We start from the raw sequence: 22,880 nt of genomic DNA, 5'->3' as shown, positions 1-22,880 counted from the left end.
GATGGGGGATCACGACACCGGCTCCGGCACCCGGCCCGCGGTCAAGCTGGCCGACCTGCTGCTGGGGCCGGGCCCGGAGTCCGGCACCGGGGCCGGCGGGGCGTTCCGGCTGACCGAGCCGGGACGCACCTACACCCGGCAGCAGCTCGCCGACACCGCCGGGCGCTGCGCCCGGCAGCTGCGCCGGTACGGCCTCGCCAGGGGCGACCGGGTGCTGGCCCTGCTCGACCACGACGCGCGCGGCATCGCCTTCCTCGCCGCGGCCGGGGCACTGGGCCTGCGGGTGCTGATGCCCTACAACCTGCGGGCCGCGGCGCTGCCGGAGTGGCGCACCATCGTCGCCGACGCCCGCCCCGACGCCGTCGTCCACCTCCAGCGCGACGACGGCGACGCCGGCCGGCTCGCCGGGGTACGCGCCCTGGGCAGGCTCGGGCCGCGGGTGCTCGTGCTCCCCGAGGAGACCGCGCACGCGCGGCCCGGCGAGGCCGCCACTCCCCTGCCGGTCGGCCCGCCGGAGCCGGTCGAGAACTTCCTGACGCTCTTCACGAGCGGCTCGACCGGCTCGCCCAAGGCCGTCAGCGTCTCCGAGGCGCTGGTGTGCCGGCGGGTGCGCAGCGTGACCCGCACGCTGCGGTTCGGGCCCGGCGCGCGGGTGTTCCTGTCCGGGCTGCTCAACAACACGACCGGGGTGATCTTCTCCTTCGGGGCGCTGCTGCACGACGCCGAGCTGATCGTGCCGCAGAGCCGGGACCCCGCGCGCTGGGCGGCGGAGGTCGCCGCTCACCGGGCCACGCACATCATGCTGCGGCCGCTGGCGTTGCGTCGCTTCCTCGACGGCGCCGAGGCGGGCCCGGCCGACCTGTCCGGGCTGCGGGTGGTCGCCTACGGCGCGGCCGCCATGCCGCGGACCCTGCTCGAACGCGGCCGGCGGGCCATGCCGTGCGCGTGGGTGCAGGGTTACGGCCTGAGCGAGACGTACGGGCCGTTCTGCTGGCTGGACGAGGCGGCCCACCGCGCGGGGCGCCAGCTGCGCGGCGCGTACAACGTGGGACGGCCCGACGACACCCTGGAGGTGCGTCTGGACCCGCTGCCGGGACATCCACCGGAGGTGGGCGAGGTCCTGGTGCGCGGCGACGCCGTCATGGAGGGGTACCTCGATGTGGCCTCCGGCGTGGTCGAGCCGCCGGGCCGGTGGCTGCGCACCGGTGACGTGGGCGCCTGGAGCCCGGACGGCGATCTGCTGCTCAAGGGGCGGCTGAACGGCTCGGTGATGAGCGCGAACGGCCATCGGGTCTACCCCGAGGAGGTCGAGGCGGTACTCGCCGGGCTGCCCGGGGTGCGGGAGGTGGCGCTGGTCGCGCTGGCCGGCCCCGAGACGCTGTCCGAGTGCCCGGTGGCCTGCGTCTCGGGCCCCCTGGGAGCCCGCCCCGCCGCGGAGGTCCAGGCGGCGGTGACGGCCGCGCTGAGCGGGGTGCTCAGTCGGGAGAAGTGGCCGGACCTGGTGTACGCGAGCGACGCCCCGTTCCCCAAGAGCGGCAACGACAAGGTGCTCCGCGCCGAGGTCGCCCGGCGGATCGACCGCGGCGCGCTGATCGAACTGTGACCCGCCGCCGCGCGGCCCGCCCGGCCGTGCGGCACACCACCGTCGAAGAGCAGGAGTTGTGTGCCATGCGCTACCACCTGTCCCACTCCGTCGTCTGTGCCGCCCCGCCGGGGCGGGTGTACGACGTGATCCGCCGTTCGGCCGACTGGCCGCGGATCTTCGCACCGTGCCAGGCGGTCACCGTGCTCGAACAGGAGCCGGACCGCGAACTGGTCGAGATCCGCGCCCTGGTGGGCGGCGCACCGATGACCTGGCGCTCGCGGCGCCGGTTCCTGCCGGAGGTGTGCGGCGTGCGGGCCGAGGTGGTGGAGCCGATGAAGCTGGTCGCCGCGATGACCACCGAGTGGCGGGTGGTCGCGGTCAACGCCCAGCAGAGCCTGCTGTTGCTGGAGCACGCCTACGACCTGTGCGAGGACGTCGCCGGGCAGGTCGAGGGCGTCACCACCCGGGAGCAGGCGGAGCGCTTCATCGAGTCCGCGATAGACGCCAACTCCGCGACGGAGCTGGGCAACATCAAGGCCGCGGTCGAACGGCCCGCGCCGTCCGCCGCCGAACTCGACTGCCACGCACGGCACTCCGTCGTCGTCGGCGCGCCGGCCGACGCGGTGTACGGGCTGATCCGTGACACGACCCACTGGCCGCGGATCTTCGACGCCTGCCTGGGCACGGCCTCCGTCGGCTCGGACGCCACCGGCGAGCTGGTGCGCATCGAGGCGGCGCAGGAAGGGCGGACCGTGGCCTGGGAGACCCGGCGCCGGTACCACGACACGATCCGCCGGATCGACTACCACCTGCCGGTGCCGATGCCGTTCGTGGCGTCGATGCGCGGTGAGTGGCGGGTGGTGCCGCTGGGGCCGGAGCGCTGCCTGCTGACCGTGGACCGGCACTGGCGGATGCTCGACGACGTCCGGGGCGTCCGCGACGGGGTGACGACCGTGGCGGAGGCCGCCGCGGTGGTCCGCGGCTTCGTCGAGACCAACGCGGCCGCCGAGATGACGGCGCTGCGCGCCTACGCCGAGGACGGCATCGACACCCTCACCGAGGTCACCACCCGTATGTCGCTGCCGTACCCCCCGGACGCGGTGTACGCCCTGCTCGCCGACGTGGCGGGCTGGCCGAAGCTGCTGCCGCACTGCGAGGGGCTGGAGCTGCGCCACGACGACGGGCGCCACCAGGAGTTCGTGCTGGAGGTACAGACCACCGCCGGGGCCGAGACGTTCCGCAGTGTGCGGCACTGCGACGCCGAGCAACTGTCGATCGTCTACTTCCAGCCGGAGCCGCCGCCGCTGCTGCTGCGCCACGAGGGCGGCTGGCAGGTGCGGGCCGCCGCCGGTGGCGGCAGCGAGGTGGTTTCCCGGCACACCGCCGTGCTCGACGCGGTGGCCTGCGAGAAGGCGTTCGGCACGGCCGAGCTGCGGGAGTGCAAGCGGCGGGTGCGCGACATGCTGGACGGCAACAGCCGGCGGACCGTGGAGGCTTGCGCGGAGGCGCTGGAGAGCCGGTCGCGGGGCGCCGACGGCGCCGCGGCCCCCGCGCCGGACGGGCACGGTGCCTAGCGCACCGCCGGCCGTCCGGCCGGCCCGGCTGCCCGAGCCGCTCTTCCGCGCCTGCGGCTACTTCCTGCCGCGGCTGATGTTCCTGCGCTCGCGCTACGCGCCGCAGGTCGGCTGGGGCGATGTCGCGGTGGCTCTGGACGGGTTCCCCTGCGACGACCTCGATCTGGCGTCGGCCGCGTTCTGGGACGAGTGGCGGCGGCGCTGGACCTCGCTCGGCGACCGCTACGCGCGGCTGGCCGGCGGCTCGTCGACCGCCGCGGGCCGGGCGCGGGCCGCCCGGGCCGCCGCCGGCTGCTACCACTGGGCGGAGTTCATGTACTTCGACGACGCCCGGCGCAAGTCCCGGCTGCGCGGGAAGGTCCGCGAGTTCTTCCTCGCCGGTCTGGAGGGCGCGGACCTGGACTTCGAGGCGGGCGAGCTGCCCGCGGGTGGGGCCGGCCCGGAGCCGGTCCCGTACTGGCTGGTGCTGCCGCCCGCGCACCGTCGGCCGGCCGGCCCCCTGCCCTGCGTGGTGCTGTCGAACGGGCTGGACTCGATGACCGAGGTGGAGGTGCTGGCGCTGGCGGAGGCCTATCTGGACCGGGGCATGGCGGCGCTGCTGTTCGACGGGCCCGGCCAGGGTCTCCAGGTCGGCCGCACCCCGCTGCGCATCGAGATGGAGAGTGTGATCGCGGCGCTGGTGGAGCGGTTGCGCGCGGACGACCGGATCGCGTCGAACCGGCTCGGCTTCTTCGGGGTCAGCTTCGGCGGGTACTTCGCGCTGCGCGTGGCGCGGTTGATCGGGGACGCGTTCGCGTGTGTGGTCAACGCCTCCGGCGGGCCGCGTATCGCGCCCTACGACGAACTGCCGCGCCGTCTGAAGGACGACTTCCGCTTCGCGTTCATGGGTGGCGACGCCGCCGACATGCGCGTTCGCCTCGCGGCGCTCGCCCTTGACGTCGGCGGCCCGATCGGCACGGAGGTGCTGAGCATCCACGGTGCGCTGGACGACATCTTCCCGCTCACGGCTCTGGAGGAGCTCGACCGTGCCTGGGGCCCGCGCCACCGGCTGCTGACGTATCCCGGCGAGGCGCATGTGTGTCTGAACATGATCGAGGCCTGGAGCCTGGAGGCCGCCGACTGGGTCGCCGGGCGGCTGCTGCCCCCGGGCGGGCCGGTATGACGGGCGGCGGCGGGCGCCGCCCGGCCGAGAGCCCACCACCGCAACATAAGGAGATGCCATGGCCCTGACGATCCCGACCGGGCTGGTCGCCCTCGTGACGGGCGGTGCCGGCGGTATCGGCACCGCCGTCTGCCAGCGGCTGGCCGCCGACGGCCACCATGTCGTGGTGGCCGCCTTCACCGGGGACGCCGCCGCGAAGCAACTGGTCGCCACGATCGAGCAGTCGGGGGGCACCGCCGAGGCGGTGCACCTCGATGTGACCGACGCCGACCAGGTGTCCGCGGTCTTCGCCGGTGTCCTGGCGCGCCACGGCCGGCTCGATGTCGTGGTCAACAACGCCGGGACGACCGTGCCCCGGCCGCTCGCGGAGACCGAGGAGGAGCACTACGAGCGGGTCTTCGACGTCAATGTGCGCGGGGCGCTGAACGTCCTGCGGGAGGCGAGCCGTCATCTGACGGAGTGGGGGCGGATCGTCGGCATCTCCTCCACGCTCGTCCAGGCGCCGATCGCCGGGTCCGGTCTGTACGCCGCGAGCAAGGCCGCGCTGGAACTGCTGAGCACGGTCGCCGCGAAGGAGCTGGGCGCCCGCGGCATCACCGTCAACTCCTTGCGGGTGGGGCCGACCGTGCCCGGGATGTTCGACCGGGCGCCCGCCGAGCGGCAGGCGGCGATGGCCGAGGCGTCGCCGTTCAAGCGGCTCGGACAGCCGCAGGACGTGGCCGATGTGGTCGCGTTCCTGGTGAGCGACGCCGGGCGGTGGATCACCGGTCAGGTCATCACCGTGGACGGCGGTGCGACGCCGTAGCCGAGCCGTCGCACCGATGACCACCACGGGGGAACGGAGAGCAGGGTGCTGGTACGCATCACCAGGGGCGAGCCGACGACGGAGGAACTGGCGGCGCTGACCGCCGCGCTGGTCGGCGCGTTGGCGCGGCGGCCGCCGCGGCGCGTCCGACCGGCTCCGCGCGGCGAGCGCTACGCCGGGTGGCAGCGCCTGGAGCGGCTGCCCCGCCATGCCGCACCGGGCAGTTGGCGGCGCGGCCACTGACCGGTGACGACGAGGGCGCCCGCGGCCGGCGGCCGCGGGCGCCCGTGCACCGTCCACCTCACGCCGCGCAGCCGGGCAGTTTCCCGTCGTTGTACGCGACCATCTCGCCGAAGACCGGGGGCACGTCCAGCGCCGCCCCCGGTGTGGCGCCCGGCGCCAGTTCGGCGTACGCCCGGTGCAGGTTGCCCACCAGCCGCTCCGGGTCCAGCCAGTGCCCGAACTCTCCGGTCCCCGCCTCCCGGGCCGCCCGCAGCGGGCTCCAGCCCTCCGCGGCGCCGGCCGCGGCGATGTCCTGGACGCGCCGCAGATAGGCGGCGTTCTCCTCGAACACCTCCGGGCCCGCCACGGGGCCGTGCCCGCACACGACGGTCTCGGCACCGAGGCCCCGCAGTCGCTCGATCGCCGCGAGGGAGCCGGACACCGAGCCCATCAGCGCGAACGGCGTACAGTCCGACAGCACCACGTCGCCGGCGAACAGCACCCTCGGCCCGGGAAGCCACACCACGATGTCGTTGGTGGTGTGCGCCGGGCCGACGTGGAAGACCTCCATGTGCGTCTCGCCGACCCTCAGCGCGATGCGGTCGGCGAAGGTGAGGGTGGGCCGGGCGACGCGGACGTCGCCCCACTCCACGTCGGGCCACAGAGCGGTCAGGGCCAGGCCGGTCGCGTCGAGTTCGGCGACCGCCCGCTCGTGGGCGATCACCTCGGCCGCGGCGCCGAAGACGTGGTTGTTGAAGGTGTGGTCACCGTGGTGGTGGGTGTTCACCACCGTCCGCCGCGGGCCGATGCCCAGCGCGTCCACCGACGCCCGCAGCCGCTCGGCCCGCCGCTGGGTGGCGAGGGTGTCCACGACCAGCGCGCCGTCCCGCCCGGCGACCACTCCCGCGTTGCTGACGCACCAGCCACCGGGCGGCTGGACGTACGCATAGACATCGTCGGCGACCTCGGTCAGGCCCGCCGACTCGGTGGGGGTCCGCATCGGGCTCTCCCCCGTCCTCAACGCGCCTGCGCGGCGGCGCCGTTGATCAGGTCCAGCACGGCGCGCGGGGTGCGCAGCTCGAAGAGGTCCTCGTCGGCGATGCGCACCCCGAACTCCTGGGTGATCAACGCCGCGGTCTCCAGCAGGGCCAGCGAGTCATAGCCGAGCGCCTCGAACTCGGTGTCCTCGATGTCGCCCGCGAGGGCGCCGTGTTCGGGCTCGCCGGCCGCCTCGGTCAGCATCCGGCGCAGGTCGTCGAGGGTCATGGGAGTCGTTGCCATGGTCAGCTCCTTGGTGTGTCGATGGTGTGGTCGAGATGGCGATGGGCGGGTGTCCCGGGGCCGTGCGGGGTCAGCGGGGTGCGTCGCGGACGACGACGGCGGCGTTGAAGCCCCATCGGCCGCGGGCCAGGACCAGCGCGCAACCGACCCGCGCGGCCCGCGCCCGCCCCCGCACGAGGTCGATCCGGTACTCCCGCGGCACCGTGCCGCCGGGCGTGGGCGGGATGACGCCGTCCCGTAGGGACATCAGCGCGGCGGCCACGTCGACCGGTCCGGCCCCCGAGAGCAGCCGTCCGGTCAGGGCCTTGGGCACGGTGACCGGCACACCGTGCGGGCCGAAGAGGTCCGCGAGGGCGTCGGCCTCCGCGCGGTCGAGTTCGGCGACCCCGGCGCCGTCGGCGAACACCACATCCACCTCCCGGGGCGCCACTCCCGCCTGTGCGAGGGCCAGTCGGGCGGCGCGGCCGAGCCCGGACGGCGTCGCGGAGCCGGGTGGGGTGACTGCTGCCCGAGCGGGGGCGGGCGGCGGGTCGAAGGTCGCCGCGTAGCCGGCGATCTCCCCGTAGACCTGCTGCGCGCCGCGCCGCCGCGCCGCGTCGGCGTCCTCCAGCACCAGCAGTGCGCCGCCCTCTCCGGGCACATGGCCCAACGCTTCGGCGTCGAAGGGCAGATAGGCGGCGGCCGGGTCGGTCGCCGGGCTCACCCGGCCGCCGGCGATCTGGGACGCCCAGCCCCAGGGGTCCAGGGCGGAGTCCACTCCCCCGGTGACGACCAGCGGGGTGCCGTCCACGATCGTCCGGCGCGCGTGGCCGATCGCGTCCAGCCCGCCGGCCTGCTCGGTCACCAGTGCGCTGCTCGGCCCGCGCAGCGTGTTGCGGATGGAGATCTGGCCGGTGTTGACCGCGTAGAACCAGGCGAAGGACTCGTACACGCTGACCGCGTCCGGCCCTTGCGACCACAGCTTGCGGAACTCGCGGTGGGTGAAGGCGAACCCGCCGCACGCGTTGGCGGTCACCACGCCCATCTCGTAGTCGGCGTACGCGCCCGGCTCCACCTTGGCGTCCTGCAGCGCCCGGTCCGCGGCGACCAGGGCCAGTTGGGTGGAGCGGTCCGTCTGCGGCAGCAGCCGGCCGGGCAGGTGCCGCGCCGGGTCGAAGCCGGTGATCTCGCCGGCGAGCCGTGCCGGGTAGCGCGCGGCGTCGAACCCCGTGAGCGGGCCGATTCCGCTGCGGCCCTCCAGCGTCGCCTCCCAGAACTCCTCCAGGCCCGACCCGTTGGGTGTCAGCAGACCGATTCCGGTGACGACGGTCCGCACGCCGTCCCCCGGCCGCGGCCCGGTGGGTATCTGCGGTTCCGTCATGCCCGCGCTCCTTCCGGGCGGCGCAGCACCATCGCGCTCTGGAAACCGCCGAACCCGCTGCCCACCGTCAGTACGGTGTCCACCCGGCACTCGCGGGCGGTGCGCGGTACGTAGTCGAGGTCGCACTCGGGATCGGGCGTGTGCAGGTTCGCCGTCGGCGGCACCACGCCGTGCTCGATGGCCAGTGCGCACGCGGCGATCTCGATGGAGCCGATCGCGCCCAGAGAGTGCCCGACCATCGACTTGATGGAGCTGACCGGTGTCCGGTAGGCGTGCTCGCCGAGGCTGCGCTTGTACGCGGCGGTCTCGTGCCGGTCGTTCTGTCGGGTGCCGGAGCCGTGCGCGTTGATGTAGTCGACGTCCGACGGGTTGACTCGGGCCTCCGCGAGCGCCACCCGGATCGCCTCGGCCATCTCCCGCCCGTCGGACTTCAGCCCGGTCATGTGGTAGGCGTTGCACCGGTTGGCGAAGCCGGAGATCTCCGCGTAGATGTGTGCGCCGCGGCGGCGGGCGTGGCCGTACTCCTCCAGGACGAACATCGCGGCGCCCTCGGCGAGGACGAAGCCGTTGCGGGTCCGGTCGAACGGCCGTGAGGCGTGCTCGGGGTCGTCGTTGCGGGGGCTGGTGGCCTTGATGGCGTCGAAGCAGGCGACCACGATCGGGGTGATCGGGGTGTCCGCGGCGCCGGCGAGCATGACATCGACGCTGCCCTCGCGGATCAGGCGGCAGGCGTGGCCCACCGAGTCCAGGCCCGAGGTACAGCCGTTGGAGACCAGCGCCACGGGGCCCTGCGCGGCCACCGTCCAGGCCACCTCGGCGGGCATCACGCTCGGCACGAGGTAGTCGGCCATGTGCGGCGACATACGGGTGTGGTCCACCAGCCAGTCGCGGCCGGCCCCGGACACCGCGAGGTACTGCTGCTCCAGGCTGGTGGCGGCGGCCACCGCGCTGCCGAGGCTGACGCCGGTGCGGGTGGGGTCCAGCGCCGCGAAGTCCAGGCCGCTGTGCGCCACCGCCTCCCGTGCGCAGACCACCGCGAACTGCGAGGCACGGTCCATCCGTTCGGTCTCGGCGGGGGTCAGGCCCTCGGCGGCGGCGTCGAAGTCCGCTTCGGCGGCCACCTGCGAGCGGTAGGGGGACGGGTTGAAGAAGGAGATCCGGCGGGTGGCGGTACGTCCGGAGGTCAGCAGCTCCCAGAACGGCGCGGTGCCGCGGCCGCCCGAGGTGCGCACCCCGATGCCCGTCATGACGACACGGCGGCTCATGCCGGACCGCCGTTCACCGGTGATTGTTGACCGCAGACCATCGCGAACCCCTCTTCCCCCTGGCGGTGTTGATGCGGCACAGCCTGCTCAGCGGGGCTTGAGCGCCGCTTGGCGGCCGATCACCGCCCTTGACCGCGCGCTTCCAGCCGACTTCGAGCGACTTACCAGCGGACCACGACCGGCGTTCGATCAACTGGTCTCCCAGCCGCCACGACAGCAGGGAGAGGGCAGCACACATGGCGCCGACCCAAGGTGACCCGGATTCCGCGAGCGGCCCCCGGGTCGCGGCGTCGACCGGCCCGAAGCCCGCCCCGGCCGTGCCCCGCGAGGTGTGGCGGGTGACCGCGGTGGTGATCGTCGGCGCCTTTCTGACGCAGCTCGACGGCGCCCTGGTCAACGTCGGGCTCGCCACCGTCGCCGACTCCCTGGACGCGCCGCTGCCGTCGGCGCAGTGGATCGTCAGCGGCTATCTGCTGGCCCTGGTCATCGGGCTGCCGCTGTGCGGCTGGGGCAGTCAGCGGCTCGGCGCGGGTCGCCTGTGGCTGTGGGCGCTCGGCGGCTTCACCGCCGCGTCGGCGCTGTGCGCCCTGGCCACCGACATCCGGCTGCTGATCGCCTTCCGGGCCCTGCAGGGGCTGGCCGGCGGTCTGCTGCTGCCGGCCGGGCAGACGGTGATCGCGCAGGTCGCGGGGCGTGCGCTCATGGGGCGGGTGATGAGCACCGCGGGGATGGCGCTGGTGCTGGGGCCGGCGGCCGGGCCGACGATCGGCGGCCTGCTGATCGCCCACGCCTCCTGGCAGTGGCTGTTCTGGGTGAACGTGCCGCTCGGCCTCCTGGGACTGTGGCTCGGCCGCCGCGTCATCCCGCCCGGCGAACGGGCTGCCGGGACCCGCTTCGACGTCCGCGGATTCGTCCTGATCGGCGTCGGCCTGCCCGCCCTCACCTACGCGGTCAGTCTGCCCGGCCGATCCGGCGGGCCCGGCCTCGCCACGACCTATGTCCCCCTGCTGCTCGGCTGCGGCGCCCTGGCGGCCTTCGTACTGCTCGGCCGGCGCACCGAGGCACCGCTGCTGCGCATCGGCCTGTTCACCAACCGTGTGTTCGCCGCCGCGGCCGCCTCGAGTTTCCTGGCCGGTGTGATCCAGTTCGGTGCCCTGGTCGTCTGGGCCCTGTACTTCCAGATGGTGCGCGGCTACGACGTGATCGGCACCGGTCTGGCCATGGTCGGTTTCGCGGCCGGTGCCGCGGTGCTGCCGCTGTCCGGGAGGCTGACCGACCGCTTCGGCGGCGGCCCGGTGTCCCTGGCCGGTGCGGTCCTGACGACCGCGACGTTCCTCCCGGCGGCGCTGCTGCCACCGGACGCCTCCCTCGTCGTCCTGGAGGGCTGTCTGTTCTTCCTCGGTGTCGGCAACGCCCTGTCGGTCGTGCCGTCGTCGACGGCCGCCTATGTCACCGTCGACCCGCCCCACCTCCCCGACGCGGTCACCCTGGTCAACATCTTCCTCCGCCTCGGCGGCGCGGTCGGCGCGTCCCTCCTGGTCGCCGTCGTCACCCACGGCGCCGGAGGCCAGACCGCTCCCGGCAGCTACCACTCGGCCTTCTGGTGCCTGATCGCGGCGTCCGTCCTGTCCGTCGCCGGCGCCGCGGCGATCCTCACCGCCTCGCGACCGCGGACGGAGGGGGCGGAGGGAGCAAGGAGGTAGGGGCCGGCGCAGGGCGGGGCAAGACATGACCAGGCGGCCACAATCAGCCTTTGTCTGTTTTATGTCTTGTCGCGCGGACTGATCACCCGCACTGTCGGTTCCGGCAGTCGTTGATCGCCACCGTCACGCCGGAGAACGGCTGCCCCGTGGGCGACGACCGCCCGCACCGCCTCCCGTTCCCCCGCAGCCAAGGTCCCACGATGACTGAAACGACCGCACGTCACGCCGCCGTCCGCACCGAACTGGAACGCTTCCTGCAGACCCCGGAGTTCAGCTGCCTGGGGGCGCGCGCCGCGCTGAAACGCGGCACGATCACGCATCGGCACTACCGAAGAATGGGCGAGCCGGCGTCGGCTCGGGACAACCACCGCGACCTCGTGGCGTACGTCGAGGAGGTGCGGCCCCTGTTGTCCGACCAGAGTTTCCGTACATTCGTCGCGACCTTCGACGAGCCCGGCACGGTCGACGAACTCGTCTACGAGGGGCTGATATGGCAGCACCTCCAGCTCATGCACGACATCGACAGCCGGACGTACGGCCTGGACGCGGGCGCGTCGTCGGATCCCGACCGGGCCAATTTCGGCTTCCACGCGGGCGGGCACGCATTCTTCGTCGTGGGGATGCACCCCGGCTCGTCGCGGGCGAGCCGTCGCTTCTCGGCGTCGGCGATCGCCTTCAACTCCCTGGCGCAGTTCATGCTGCTCGGCGAGAAGTTCTACTCGATGCAGGACGCGATCCGCCGGCGCGAGGAGCGGCGCAACGGCTCGGTCAATCCGAGCTTCACGGTCTACGAGTACGCGCAGCCCGCACGGCACTTCTCGGGGCGGTTCACCGAAGCGGACTGGAAGTGCCCTTATGCCGCACGGCATGAACCGGCCACCGAGGACTACACCGAGGGGCTGATGCAGCACAACCGGTGAGGCGCCCCGCACCGTGGCGTGGCGCCTGCTCGTGCGGCCGGCCGTCCGGAGCGGGGCTACAGCACGTCCGAGGCCGAGTCCGCCGGCCGTCGTCGTGCCGCACGGGCGGCCGGCAGGGTCGCGGCCGCCCCCGCGACCGCCACGGCCAGGGCGACGACCAGCAGCAGGAGGCTCAGGGCGGGGCGCTGGGCGATGCCGGTTCCCCAGCCGCTGGTGTGGCCCTGGAGGTTGATCAGCCATTGCGCGGCGAGGACGCCGAGCGCCGTGCCGGCCAGTGCGGCGGCCAGGGCGACGAAGCCGGCGGCAGAGACGATGACCGCAATGATCTGGCGGGGAGTCAGGCCGACGGCCCGGAGGGCGAGGAGGTCGCGGCTGCGGTCGCGTACGGCGGCGCCGACCGTCGTCGCCAGTTCCACGAGCCCGATCAGGGTCACCACGGCGATCAGGCCGGCGGTCACGGCACGGACCGAGGTGAGCTGGTCGGCGGGGTTGGGCGTCTGACGCACTTCGAGGCGGCCGGCGGAGGCCTCGGTCAGGGCGTGGCGTACGGCGCCGGGGTCGGCGCCGTGCGGCAGGACGAGGTGGTAGAAGTCCGGGCGGGGCGAGGCGGCTCGGGCGGACGCCGGGGGCTCGTCGCGCAGGGTGTCGAGGGTGGTGGAGACGGTGCGGCCGCCGTCGGCGGTCTCGATGCCCCGGCCGACGAGGTGGAGGACGTGCGGTCGGCCGGCGACGGTCATCCGGACCCAGTCGCCGACGCGTGCGTCGAGGAGGTCCAGCAGGCCCTGTCCGGCGACCGCCTCGTCGGGTCCGTGCGGGGCGCGCCCCTCCGCGATGGCGTAGGGGTAGGGGTGGGCGTCGGTGCCCAGCCCGCGCAGCGTGATCGTCCCGGTCTGGCCGGGGACGAGGGCCTGGACCTCGGTACCGGGGTAGGCGGTGACCTTCGGCTCGGTGGCGAGCAGCCGCTGCACCTGGCGGTCGTCGAGGGTGTCGGAGCGGGCGGTGAGGGCCGCGGGCAGGCCGACGCTCTCCGGGTGGGTGGTGAAGCGGTCCAGTGTGGTCCAGGTGCCCAGGGCGATGGTGATCAGCAGCAGGGGTACGGCCAGGCGCGCCACCGCGGCCGTCGAGCGCAGCGGGCGGTGGAAGGCGCCGCGCCAGCCGAGGACCAGGGCGGGCGGGATGCCGAGGCCGAGCGCCCGCCGGGTCGTGGCGGACGGCCGCCCGGCGGTGGCCGCGGCGGCGCGTGCGACGGGCACCGGCGGCACCCGTCCGGCCCGCCACGCGGCCAGGCAGGTCGCCGAGCCGATGAAGGCCATCACCCCGCCGACGATCGCCGGCGGCAGCCAGGCGTGCTCGGGGAGCTGCTCCCACAGGGTCATCGCCTCCCCGATCCGTCCGGGGACGAGGGCACCGAGCGTCTGGGCGAGCAGCGCCCCGAGGGCGGTGCCCAGCAGTGCGAGACCGAGGTGGAGCGCGAGGAACATGCGGACGACCTGGCCGGGGGTGAAGCCGATGGCCTTGAGGACGGAGATGTCCCGCAGGTGTCCGTGGACGCGGTTGGTGATCGCGCCGCCCACGGCGAGGGCGGCGGCGAGCAGGGCGCCGAGGCCGAAGAGGCCGAGGAGCCGGGCCAGGAGGTTGTTGTCCCCGGCGGCCTCGGCCTTGGCCTGGCGCCAGGTGGAGACGTCGGTGATCTGATCGGCGCCGAGCTGGGTGACCGCCCGCTGGACGACGTAGTCGGTGTCCTCGGGGTGGGTGAGCTGGAGGCCGATGGTGCGGCCGCGCTGGTCGCGGGCCGCGTCGGAGGCGGTGAGGGTCTTGGGCAGCACCCAGGCCACGCCCGGGGTCTCGCCCGCGCGGAAGGGGGCTTCGGCGGTGTCGGCGATGCCGACCACCCTCAGGGGTGCCTCGAAGCCGCTCAGGACGAGGGAGTCGCCCGGTTCCGCCCACATCGCGCGGGCCACCGAGCTGTCGAGCACGATGCCCTGGGTGGCGCCGGCGTCGGCGCCCTCGTCGAGCCAGCGGCCGGCGACGGTCTGGGGGGCCGCGGTGGCCGGGCGCTCGGCCGTGCCGCGCAGCTCCAGGGTCGCCTTGGCGCCGCCGGGCTGGAGGGCGGCGGTGGTGCGGACGGTGGGGAAGGGGCCGGAGGTGGCGCGCACCTCGTCCAGCGTCGAGAGCGATCCGGCGGGGGCGTCGGCCTGGGTGTGGATCCAGACGTGGGCGCCGGCGGACTGGGTGAAGACGCGCTGCCAGGGGTCGGTGGCGTAGGCGAAGAGCGCGGTGGCCAGCAGGAGGGAGATGGTGATCCCTGCGGTGGCCAGCACGATCAGCACGGCCGCCGGGCGGTGTGCTCTGAGGTGCGCCTGGGTCCAGCGTGCCGCTGCTCGCACAGGTCAGCCCTTGAGCTTCAGTACGTCGGCCACGCCGGCGGCGGGGCGGTCGTGGGGCTCGCCGAGGTGCGCGTCGTCGACGACCTGGCCGTCGTGGAAGCTGATCACCCGGTCCGCGGCGCTGGCGATCCTGGCGTCGTGGGTGACCAGCAGGATCGTCTGGCCGCGCTGGTGGAAGCGGGCGAGCAGCCGCAGCACCTCACGGGTGCCCTTGCTGTCGAGGCTGCCGGCGGGCTCGTCGGCGAGCAGCAGGCTGGGTGTGTTGACCAGCGCGCGGGCCAGAGCGACGCGCTGCTGCTCGCCGCCGGAGAGCTCACTGGGTGTGCAGTTCTCCTTACCGGTCAGGCCCAGCTCGTCGAGCAGCTCGGCACGGGCCGCGCGGGCCTGCCGGGGGGACCTGCCGGCCAGCAGCGCGGGGAGTTCGACGTTGTCGGTCACGGTCAGGTTGGAGACGAGGTTGAAGAACTGGAAGACGATGCCGATGTGCTTGCGGCGCAGCACCGCCCAGCGGGCTTCGCTGTAGGCGTCGACCTGGCGGCCGCCGAGCCAGAGGGAGCCGCTGTCGGGGCGGTCGAGGCCGCCGAGGAGGTGCAGCAGGGTGGACTTGCCGGCTCCCGAGGGGCCGGTGACGGCGACGAATTCACCCCGTTCGATGCGGAGGTCGACGCCGCGCACCGCGTGGACGGGGGCGGCGCCTTCCGGCCGGTGGGTCTTGACCAGGCCGGCTGCCCGCACTATCGGGCCGGATGGCTCGTCCCGGTTCATTCCAACTCCTCTTGACAGCGCTCCAGCCAGTCGAGGTCCGCCTGCAGGTGCAGCATCGCGCCCTCGATCAGCAGTTGTGCGACGCGGTTGCCCCGGTCCTCGACGGCCGCGAGTTTCGACAGGTCGCGCATGGTGTTGAGGTACTGGCGGCGCTGCTTGTTGATCAGGGCGATCTGGTTCGCGGTCCCGGTGTGCCGGGCGAGCGCGAGCTTCATGAAGAACTCGTCCCGGACCCGCGGTTCCGCTGTGGTCTCCTCGAACCACGCGTCCACCGTCTCCCGTCCCGCCTCGGTGATCCGGTAGATGCGCTTGTTCGGACGGTCCGACTGCTCGACGTCCTCGCCCTCGATCAGGCGCGCCTTCTCCAGCCTGCCCAAGGTGACGTAGATCTGGCCGACATTTGGCTGAGGGTAGGCGGCGCCGAGGAGGTTCTCAAGGGCCTGCTTGAGTTCATAGCCGTGTGCGGGTCCGCTGACCAGCAGTGCCAGGAGTGGCAGCCGCACGCTCTCTCCCTCTCCGCCCCGCCGTACATGCCGGTTATCTGGGCCCGTCCGACTGTGAGCCGGATCGCCGTCGTATCTTCCTGCGACATCTAGTATCCCGCATGGCTAACAGGTATACATGGGGCGGGCTGTCGGTCCTGTGTCCCGTCGACGCCTGGTTCAAGGAGGAGCCCATGCGGTGGAAGCGTGCCGCGGGGAGGGCTCTGCTGATCTGTTCACTGCTCTTCGCGGGCAGTGCGGGTGCGCAGGCCGGGGAGCCGGCCGGCGGCTCGGACGGCCGTGGCCCGGTCACGCTGGTGACGGGCGGCGACCTCACGGGCTATCTGCGGGGCGTCCTCGACGGCTGGAACGCGCGGCACCCTCGCGAGAAGGTGACGCTGGTCGAGCTGCCGGACGCCGCCGACGAGGTCCGGGCGCAGATGGTCACCGAGCTGCGCTCGCGCAGCGCCCGCTTCGATGTGCTGAACATCGACGTGGCGTGGACGTCGGAGTTCGCGGCCGCTGGCTGGATCAAGCCGGTGGACGGCGGACAGTTCCCGCTCGATCGCTTCCTGCCGCCGGTGGTGGACACCGCCACCTTCCGGGGCCGGCTCTACGCGGTCCCGTACGTGACCAACGCGGCGTTGCTCTACTACCGCAAGGACGTCCTGGAGAAGGCGGGCGCGCACCCGCCGCGCACCTGGGCGGAGTTGTCCCACCTGGCGAAGACGGTCGCGCCCAAGTACGGACTGGACGGCTACGCGGGACAGTTCCTGCCGTACGAAGGGCTGACCGCCAACGTCGTCGAGGCCGTGCAGTCGGCGGGCGGCACGGTGCTCGCCGGGGAGGGCGAGCGGGTGACGGTGGACTCCCCCGCGGCCCGCCGGGGTCTGTCCTTCCTGCTCGACGGGGTGCGCGAGGGGTGGATCCCCCGGCGTGCGCTGTCGTACAAGGAGGAGGAGTCCCGCGAGGCGTTCCAGGACGGCCGGCTGCTGTTCCTGCGGAACTGGCCGTACGCGTACGCGCTCGCCGGGGGCCGGTCCTCGAAGGTGGCGGGGAAGTTCGGCGCGGTGCCGCTGCCGGGTCCCGACGGGCCGGGGTCCAGTGCGCTGGGCGGTTCCAACCTGGCCGTCAACACGCAGTCGCGGCACCAGAAGACGGCCACCGAGCTGATCTCGTATCTGACGTCCGAGGCGGTCCAGCGCCGGGTGCTCACCGAGGGCGCACTGCCACCGGTGTGGGCCGGGCTGTACACCGATCCCCAACTGGTGCGGCGGTTTCCGTACCTGCCCACGCTCAAGCGGAGCATCCTCGCGGCCAGGCCGCGCCTGAAGAGCCCACAGTACGACCAGGTGAGCCTCGCGGTGCAAGCCGTGATGCATGACGCGCTGGTCCACCGGCGGAGCACGGACGCCACCGTCGCGCGCCTGGAGTCCGAGCTGAGGGCGATCGTCAGCCGCGGCTGACCCCCTCTCATTCGGTCGCGAGGGCGACCATCTCTAGTTACTTGTTAGGTACAGCCTCGCGCTGTCACGCCTCTTGACGCTGCGCAAGTCACCGCAAACTAGGACACTTTACGGGCATATTCGTCCGTTCCGTTGACACCCAAATGACATCCCTACTTAACATGCATGCATAACGGCGACCAGCAGGTCGCACAGCACGCCCCTGCAAGAACGGGATCACGGCAGATGCTCACAGCCACGGCGGACAACGGCCGGCCGGCCGACTCCGCGCCCTCTCTCCCCCTCCCCGGCCCGGGCGCCCCCGCGCTCTCTCCGGCCGCCGAGGACGCCTCCCGGAACACCGCTCAGCGCTGGTGGCGCGACGCGGTGATCTACCAGGTCTACGTCCGCAGCTTCCTCGACAGCACCGGCGACGGCATCGGCGATCTCGACGGCGTCCGCACGGGTCTGCCGTACCTCAAGAAGCTGGGGGTGGACGGCATCTGGCTCAGCCCCTTCTACCCCTCCCCGCAGCACGACCACGGCTACGACGTCGCCGACTACCGCCAGGTGGACCCCGTCTACGGCGACCTCGCCGCCTTCGACCTCCTGGTGGCCGACGCCCACCGGCTCGGCCTGAAGGTGCTCCTGGACATCGTCCCCAACCACTGCTCCAGTGAGCACCCGTGGTTCCGCGCCGCCCTGGAGGACCGGCCGGACGGCCCCGCCCGCGAGCTCTTCCACTTCGCCGACGGGCGCGGCGAGAACGGGGAACTGCCCCCCAACAACTGGCGGGCGATGTTCGGCGGCCCCGCCTGGTCCCGCGTCACCGAGGCGGACGGGACCGCCGGCCAGTGGTACCTGCACATGTTCACGCCCGAGCAGCCCGACCTGAACTGGCGCAACCCCGCCGTGGGCGCCGACTTCGAGAAGGTGCTGCGCTTCTGGCTGGACCGCGGCGTGGACGGATTCCGGATCGACGTGGCCGCGGGCCTGTTCAAGCACCCCGAGCTGCCCGACTCCCCCGACCCGTCGGCCGACGAGCGGACCCGCGACTCGGTCAACCCGCTGGCCTGGAACCAGCCCGAGGTGCACCAGGTGTGGCGCGAGTGGCGCGCGCTGTGCGAGGAGTACACCGCCCGCGACGGCCACGACCGGCTGCTGGTCGGCGAGGTCTCCGTACGGACACCGAGCGAGCAGGCCGCCTACGTCCGGCCGGACGAGCTGCACCAGGCGTTCTTCTTCCACCTGCTGACCGCGCGCTGGGACATCGACACCTTCCGCACGGTGATCTCCGAGGCGCTGACCGACATCGCCGCCACCGGCTCCACCGTCACCTGGGTGCTCAACAACCACGACCAGGTCCGCACCGTCACCCGCTACGCAGCCGGGTCCGGCGGCGGGTCCGGTGCCACCGCCGGGCCGGAGTCCGCGGACGGGTGGGGGCCGGCGCGGGCCCGTGCCGCCGCCCTGCTGATGCTGGCGCTGCCCGGCGCGGCGTACATCTACCAGGGCGAGGAGCTCGGTCTGCCGGAGGTCGTCGACCTGCCGGACGAGGTCCTCACCGACCCGATCTTCCACCGGACGGGCAGCCGCCAGCACATCCGCGACGGCTGCCGGGTGCCGCTGCCCTGGTCCGGACACGCCTCCCCGTTCGGCTTCACCGCCACCGCCGACGCGCCGGCGCCCTGGCTGCCGCAGCCCGCCTGGTTCGCCGAACACACCACGGACCGGGCGCTGTCCGACACCCGGTCGTTCTGGCACCTGTACCGCGAAGCGCTCCAGCTGCGCCGCAGCCTGCCGCAGCTCGGCGAGGGCACCCTGCGCTGGCTGCCGTCGTCACCGCAGGTCCTGGCGTTCGTCCGCGGCGACGGCCTGGTCTGCGCGGTCAACTTCGGCACCGAGCCGGTGCCGGCGCCCGTACCGGGTGTCCCCCTGCTGGCCAGCGGCGACTGCCCGGCGGGCACGCTGCCGGGCTCCACCGCCGCCTGGTGGATGCACACCCCCGACCCCCGATGACTCCACCCCTCCAAGCCCCGCCCCGCTGGCCCCGCCAGTCCCCGCCCCTCCTCGCAAGTCCTCCCGAAGGGAATCCCACGATGAGACGCTCCGCAGTACGACACACCCGAGTCGCCCTTTCCGGCGCGGCCGTACTCGGCCTGGCGCTGACCGCCACCGCATGCGGCGGCGACGTCTCCGCCGGAGGCGGCAAGCAGGAACTCAACGGCCAGACGGTGACCGTCGCCGGGGTCTGGACCGGCGTGGAACAGCAGAACTTCAAGAAGGTCCTGGACGCGTTCTCGGAGAAGACCGGCGCCAAGGTCGTCTTCTCCTCGACCGGCGACAACGTCTCCACCGTCGTCGGCAGCCAGATCGAGGGCGGCAACGCCCCCGACGTGGTGATGGTCCCCCAGGTCGGTGTGCTCCAGCAGTTCGCCAGGAAGGGCTGGCTGGCTCCGCTCTCCCCGGAGATCGCCGCCGCCGCCAAGAGCAACTTCGCGAAGGTGTGGAAGGACTACGGCACGGTCGACAAGACCTACTACGGCCTGTACTTCAAGGCCTCCCACAAGTCGACCGTCTGGTACAGCCCGGAGGCCTTCCAGCAGGCCGGGGTCGAGCCCGCCAAGACCTACAAGGAGCTGCTGGCGGCGGGCCGCACCCTCTCCGACTCGGGTGTCCCGGCCTTCTCCGTGGCGGGCGAGGCCGGCTGGCCGCTCACCGACTGGTTCGAGAACATCTACCTCTCCCAGGCCGGGCAGGAGAACTACGACAAGCTCGCCGCCCACAAGATCCCCTGGACGCACCCCACCGTGGTCAAGGCGCTGACCACTCTGGGCAAGCTGTTCGGGGACAAGAACCTGGTGGCCGGCGGCGGATCGGGCGCGCTGCGCACCGACTTCCCCGAGTCCGTCCAGCAGGTCTTCGGCCCGGAACCGCAGGCGGCCATGGTCTACGAGGGAGACTTCGTCAGCGCGCTGGTCACCGACGAGCTGCACAAGCAGGTCGGCAAGGACGCCAAGTTCTTCCCCTTCCCCTCCGTCGACGGCGGCAAGGCGCCGGTGGTCAGCGGCGGTGACGCCGCGGTGGTGCTCAAGACCGGGAAGAACAAGAAGGCCGGGATGGAGCTGGTGAAGTACCTGGCCTCCCCCGAAGCGGCGAGCGTCTGGGCCAAGGCCGGCGGCTACATCTCCCCCAACAAGAAGGTGCCCGCGGGCGCCTACCACGACGAGGTCACCCGCAATGCGGCCAAGTCGCTGACCGGCGCCGGGAACTCGGTGCGGTTCGACATGTCCGACCAGGCGCCCGCGGCCTTCGGCGGCACCCAGGGAGCCGGCGAGTGGAAGCTGCTGCAGGACTTCCTGCGCGACCCCGCCGACCCCGAGGCGACGGCCGGAAAGCTCGAGGCCGCCGCGGCCAAGGCGTACGGAAAGTAAGGACCAGGGCCCCCTCCATGCCTGTGACCACTCCCGAGGTGCCGCGCGCGACGACGCGCGGCACCCCGCCCCTCCCGCCGCGCGGCACCCCCCGCCGGCCCAGTGCCCCCGCCCGGCGCGCCGTCCGGCGCCGCCGCCGGATCGCCGCGGTGTTCCTGTTTCCCGCGCTGTTGCTGCTGGGCGCGCTCGTCGCGTACCCCATCGTCTTCTCGGTGATCCGCAGCCTGTACGACGCCTCGGGCGACACGTTCGTCGGCGCCGGCAACTACACCCAGATGTTCCAGGACCCGGCCACGCTCCGGGCCATCCGCAACAGCGCGATCTGGGTGGTGTTCGCCCCCGCGCTGCTGACCGGACTCGGCCTGGTCCTCGCCGTCCTGACCGAGAAGATCCGCTGGAAGACCGCGTTCAAGCTGCTGATGTTCATGCCCATGGCGATCTCCTTCCTCGCCGCCGGCATCATCTTCCGCCTCGCCTACGAACAGGATCCGCAGCGCGGCGTCCTCAACGCGGTCACCGTCGGCATCCACGACAGCGTCCAGGGCGAGTCCGCCTCCTTCCCCACCGCCAAGACGCGCATCGGCGACAAGCAGTTGACCCACGCCCGTGACGGCTCCTACCGCACGGCCGACCGCACCTCCCCGGGACACACCGTCAACCTCGGCCTGGTCGGCGTCGCGCCCAAGGACATGCCGCCGCAGGCACGACCCGCCGCACCGGCGGCCGACACCCCGGCCGGCGACGGCGAACTGCGCGGTGTGGTCTACCTCGACTTCACCCCCGGTGGTGGCGGCACCCCCGGCACCGTGGACCGCGGCGAGCGGGGACTGCCGCGACTGTCGGTCGAGGCCGTCGACTCCCACGGCAAGGTGGCGGCCACGGCCACCACCGGGCCGGACGGCTCCTACCGGCTGAAGGGCCTGTCGCCGGGTTCCTACGCCGTCCAGCTCCCCGCGAAGGACTTCGCCCCGCCCTACGAGGGCATCTCCTGGCTCGGCCCGGCCCTGATCACCCCCGCCATCATCGGCGCCTACATGTGGATCTGGACCGGTTTCGCGCTCGTGCTGATCGGCGCGGGGCTCTCCTCGATGCCCCGGGACGTCCTGGAGGCCGCGCGGATGGACGGCGCGAACGAGTGGCAGGTGTTCCGCCGGATCACCGTGCCGCTGCTCGGCCCCGTCCTGGGCGTGGTGTTCGTGACGATGGTGATCAACGTGATGAAGGTCTTCGACCTCGTCTACATCATCGCCCCCGGCCCCGTGCAGCAGGACGCCAACGTCCTGGCCCTGCAGATGTGGCTGGTCTCCTTCGGCGGCGGCAACAACCAGGGCCTGGGCAGCGCCCTCGGCGTCCTGCTGCTGCTCCTGGTGGTGCCGGCCATGGCCCTCAACATCCGACGCTTCCGCAGGAGCCAGTCTTGACGTCCTCGCCGGGTTTCCACGCAAGGAGATTTCGATGACCACCGTCCAGGGAACCGCCGCGCCCCGCAAGCGGGCGGCCGCGCGGCCGGCGAAGTGGCTCAGCCGCGGCGCGATCCAGGTCCTCCTGGCCGTCGTCGGGCTGGTCTGGCTCACTCCGGCCGCGGGCCTCTTCCTCTCCTCCCTCCGCACGGAGGAGGCGAACGCGAGCAGCGGGTGGTGGACCGCGCTGACCGCGCCCGGCCAGCTGTCGTTCGACAACTACGCGGTGCTGCTGAAGGACTCGGGCATCGTCCAGGCCTTCTGGAACACCGTGTTGATCTCGGTGCCCACCACCCTCGCCGTGGTGGCGTTCGCCGCGCTGGCCGGATACGCCTTCGCCTGGATGGAGTTCCCCGGCCGGGACTGGATCTTCCTGGTGGTGGTCGCCATGCTCGTGGTGCCGGTCCAGATCGGACTGCTGCCGGTGGCCAAGCTGTTCGGGGCGCTCGGCCTGTTCGGCTCCATCCCGGGCGTGATCCTCTTCCACACCGCCTACGGTCTGCCGTTCGCCGTCTTCCTGTTGCGCAACTACTTCGCGGAGATCCCCAAGGAGATGCTGGAGGCCGCCCGCATGGACGGCGGCGGGGAGTGGCGGATCTTCTCCCAGCTGGTGCTGCCGCTGGGCCGCCCCGCCATCGCCAGCCTGGCCATCTTCCAGTTCCTGTGGGTCTGGAACGACATGCTGGTCGCGCTCCTCTTCGCCGACAACTCCTCGCAGCCGCTGACGGTGGCCCTGCAGTCGCAGATGCGGCAGTTCGGCAGCAACATCGGCGTGCTGGCGCCCGGCGCGTTCCTGTCCCTGGTCGTTCCGCTGATCGTGTTCTTCGTCTTCCAACGGCACTTCGTCCAGGGGATCATGGCGGGTTCGGTCAAGTAGCCCGCCGCCCCGGGACGTTCGGGGGGATGGGCGAGGGGGGGGGGGGGGGGGTGGGTGGCCCCCCCCCCCCCCCCTTTTTTCCCCTCCCTTGGGTCCTGGGGGGGAGAGACCGCTTCCCCCCCCCCAGCCCGGCGTATTCTCTGTTGTAGGTGA

At 72.9% G+C, this 22,880-nt stretch carries 19 protein-coding genes; 12 read left to right on the top strand and 7 right to left on the bottom strand.

Features of this window, described 5'->3' with window-relative positions; translation table 11 throughout:
- The first annotated feature begins 1 nt into the window (after position 1).
- Genes AC0680_RS17990 through AC0680_RS17970 form a run of 5 tightly spaced genes read left to right on the top strand, consistent with a single transcriptional unit; the run spans position 2 to position 5,369 of the window.
- On the top strand, positions 2–1,603 hold the full coding sequence (locus AC0680_RS17990; protein WP_478629527.1) for a class I adenylate-forming enzyme family protein: 1,602 nt from the start codon (positions 2–4) through the stop codon (positions 1,601–1,603).
- Complete coding sequence (locus AC0680_RS17985; protein WP_478629526.1) at positions 1,600–3,159, top strand: aromatase/cyclase; 1,560 nt, start codon at positions 1,600–1,602, stop codon at positions 3,157–3,159. Before AC0680_RS17990 ends, AC0680_RS17985 begins: the two co-directional genes overlap by 4 nt.
- On the top strand, positions 3,152–4,321 hold the full coding sequence (locus AC0680_RS17980) for an alpha/beta hydrolase family protein (RefSeq protein ID WP_478629524.1): 1,170 nt from the start codon (positions 3,152–3,154) through the stop codon (positions 4,319–4,321). Before AC0680_RS17985 ends, AC0680_RS17980 begins: the two co-directional genes overlap by 8 nt.
- 58 nt (positions 4,322–4,379) lie before the next feature.
- Positions 4,380–5,126, top strand: coding sequence for an SDR family NAD(P)-dependent oxidoreductase (locus AC0680_RS17975; RefSeq protein ID WP_478629521.1), 747 nt, complete (start codon positions 4,380–4,382; stop codon positions 5,124–5,126).
- 45 nt (positions 5,127–5,171) lie between these two features.
- The gene (locus AC0680_RS17970) at positions 5,172–5,369 is read left to right on the top strand and encodes an acyl-CoA carboxylase subunit epsilon (protein ID WP_478629518.1); all 198 of its coding nucleotides are present in this window, start codon (positions 5,172–5,174) and stop codon (positions 5,367–5,369) included.
- A gap of 58 nt (positions 5,370–5,427) precedes the next feature.
- Here the strand turns inward: AC0680_RS17970 and AC0680_RS17965 are convergent, their stop codons facing one another.
- The 4 genes from AC0680_RS17965 to AC0680_RS17950 form a co-directional block, all read right to left on the bottom strand.
- A complete protein-coding gene (locus tag AC0680_RS17965; protein ID WP_478629515.1) occupies positions 5,428–6,348 on the bottom strand; it encodes an MBL fold metallo-hydrolase in 921 nt (306 codons plus the stop codon).
- Positions 6,349–6,365: 17 nt separating this feature from the next.
- Complete coding sequence (locus AC0680_RS17960) at positions 6,366–6,629, bottom strand: acyl carrier protein (RefSeq protein ID WP_478629513.1); 264 nt, start codon at positions 6,627–6,629, stop codon at positions 6,366–6,368.
- A 70-nt stretch (positions 6,630–6,699) separates the two neighbouring features.
- Positions 6,700–7,989, bottom strand: a complete 1,290-nt coding sequence (locus tag AC0680_RS17955) for a ketosynthase chain-length factor (protein ID WP_478629511.1) — start codon at positions 7,987–7,989, stop codon at positions 6,700–6,702.
- Positions 7,986–9,254 carry a beta-ketoacyl-[acyl-carrier-protein] synthase family protein gene (locus AC0680_RS17950; protein ID WP_478629509.1) on the bottom strand — a complete coding sequence of 423 codons (1,269 nt, stop codon included), beginning with the start codon at positions 9,252–9,254 and terminating at the stop codon, positions 7,986–7,988. The genes AC0680_RS17955 and AC0680_RS17950 overlap by 4 nt, the downstream gene beginning before the upstream one ends.
- 236 nt (positions 9,255–9,490) lie before the next feature.
- On the opposite strand from AC0680_RS17950, the gene AC0680_RS17945 reads away from it, so the two are divergent.
- Complete coding sequence (locus AC0680_RS17945; protein ID WP_478629507.1) at positions 9,491–10,957, top strand: DHA2 family efflux MFS transporter permease subunit; 1,467 nt, start codon at positions 9,491–9,493, stop codon at positions 10,955–10,957.
- 200 nt (positions 10,958–11,157) lie between these two features.
- Entirely contained in the window at positions 11,158–11,877 is a 720-nt protein-coding gene (gene gntA / locus AC0680_RS17940; RefSeq protein WP_478629504.1) for a guanitoxin biosynthesis heme-dependent pre-guanitoxin N-hydroxylase GntA, read from the top strand.
- Between the two features lie 56 nt (positions 11,878–11,933).
- Here the strand turns inward: gntA and AC0680_RS17935 are convergent, their stop codons facing one another.
- Genes AC0680_RS17935 through AC0680_RS17925 form a run of 3 tightly spaced genes read right to left on the bottom strand, consistent with a single transcriptional unit; the run spans position 11,934 to position 15,532 of the window.
- Complete coding sequence (locus AC0680_RS17935) at positions 11,934–14,264, bottom strand: ABC transporter permease (RefSeq protein WP_478629501.1); 2,331 nt, start codon at positions 14,262–14,264, stop codon at positions 11,934–11,936.
- Positions 14,265–14,267: 3 nt separating this feature from the next.
- On the bottom strand, positions 14,268–15,029 hold the full coding sequence (locus AC0680_RS17930) for an ABC transporter ATP-binding protein (RefSeq protein WP_478629500.1): 762 nt from the start codon (positions 15,027–15,029) through the stop codon (positions 14,268–14,270).
- The gene (locus AC0680_RS17925; RefSeq protein WP_468981034.1) at positions 15,026–15,532 is read right to left on the bottom strand and encodes a PadR family transcriptional regulator; all 507 of its coding nucleotides are present in this window, start codon (positions 15,530–15,532) and stop codon (positions 15,026–15,028) included. Before AC0680_RS17925 ends, AC0680_RS17930 begins: the two co-directional genes overlap by 4 nt.
- Positions 15,533–15,705: 173 nt before the next feature.
- Between AC0680_RS17925 and AC0680_RS17920 the strand changes: the two genes are divergently transcribed.
- From AC0680_RS17920 to AC0680_RS17900, 5 genes are all read left to right on the top strand, one after another.
- Complete coding sequence (locus tag AC0680_RS17920; protein WP_478629742.1) at positions 15,706–16,977, top strand: ABC transporter substrate-binding protein; 1,272 nt, start codon at positions 15,706–15,708, stop codon at positions 16,975–16,977.
- 225 nt (positions 16,978–17,202) lie between these two features.
- Positions 17,203–18,975 (top strand): glycoside hydrolase family 13 protein, encoded by a 1,773-nt coding sequence (locus tag AC0680_RS17915; RefSeq protein WP_478629497.1) that lies wholly within the window; start codon positions 17,203–17,205, stop codon positions 18,973–18,975.
- 80 nt (positions 18,976–19,055) lie between these two features.
- Positions 19,056–20,390: an ABC transporter substrate-binding protein gene (locus tag AC0680_RS17910; protein ID WP_478629496.1), complete on the top strand. Its 1,335-nt coding sequence runs from the start codon at positions 19,056–19,058 to the stop codon at positions 20,388–20,390.
- Positions 20,391–20,407: 17 nt separating this feature from the next.
- A complete protein-coding gene (locus AC0680_RS17905) occupies positions 20,408–21,811 on the top strand; it encodes an ABC transporter permease (RefSeq protein WP_478629495.1) in 1,404 nt (467 codons plus the stop codon).
- A gap of 34 nt (positions 21,812–21,845) precedes the next feature.
- On the top strand, positions 21,846–22,727 hold the full coding sequence (locus AC0680_RS17900; protein WP_478629492.1) for a carbohydrate ABC transporter permease: 882 nt from the start codon (positions 21,846–21,848) through the stop codon (positions 22,725–22,727).
- Positions 22,728–22,880 lie beyond the last annotated feature (153 nt).

The organism is Streptomyces sp. NPDC043738, assembly GCF_056436545.1.
This window is presented reverse-complemented; position numbering and strand designations above follow the sequence as displayed.

Coding starts and splice junctions, on each gene's coding strand:
- AC0680_RS17900 (WP_478629492.1), top strand. CDS start 21,846: ATGACCACCGTCCAGGGAACCGCCGCGCCCCGCAAGCGGGCGGCCGCG.
- AC0680_RS17920 (WP_478629742.1), top strand. CDS start 15,706: ATGCGGTGGAAGCGTGCCGCGGGGAGGGCTCTGCTGATCTGTTCACTG.
- AC0680_RS17930 (WP_478629500.1), bottom strand. CDS start 15,029: ATGAACCGGGACGAGCCATCCGGCCCGATAGTGCGGGCAGCCGGCCTG.
- AC0680_RS17975 (WP_478629521.1), top strand. CDS start 4,380: ATGGCCCTGACGATCCCGACCGGGCTGGTCGCCCTCGTGACGGGCGGT.
- AC0680_RS17965 (WP_478629515.1), bottom strand. CDS start 6,348: ATGCGGACCCCCACCGAGTCGGCGGGCCTGACCGAGGTCGCCGACGAT.
- AC0680_RS17960 (WP_478629513.1), bottom strand. CDS start 6,629: ATGGCAACGACTCCCATGACCCTCGACGACCTGCGCCGGATGCTGACC.
- AC0680_RS17905 (WP_478629495.1), top strand. CDS start 20,408: ATGCCTGTGACCACTCCCGAGGTGCCGCGCGCGACGACGCGCGGCACC.
- AC0680_RS17915 (WP_478629497.1), top strand. CDS start 17,203: ATGCTCACAGCCACGGCGGACAACGGCCGGCCGGCCGACTCCGCGCCC.
- AC0680_RS17955 (WP_478629511.1), bottom strand. CDS start 7,989: ATGACGGAACCGCAGATACCCACCGGGCCGCGGCCGGGGGACGGCGTG.
- gntA (WP_478629504.1), top strand. CDS start 11,158: ATGACTGAAACGACCGCACGTCACGCCGCCGTCCGCACCGAACTGGAA.
- AC0680_RS17990 (WP_478629527.1), top strand. CDS start 2: ATGGGGGATCACGACACCGGCTCCGGCACCCGGCCCGCGGTCAAGCTG.
- AC0680_RS17945 (WP_478629507.1), top strand. CDS start 9,491: ATGGCGCCGACCCAAGGTGACCCGGATTCCGCGAGCGGCCCCCGGGTC.
- AC0680_RS17910 (WP_478629496.1), top strand. CDS start 19,056: ATGAGACGCTCCGCAGTACGACACACCCGAGTCGCCCTTTCCGGCGCG.
- AC0680_RS17950 (WP_478629509.1), bottom strand. CDS start 9,254: ATGAGCCGCCGTGTCGTCATGACGGGCATCGGGGTGCGCACCTCGGGC.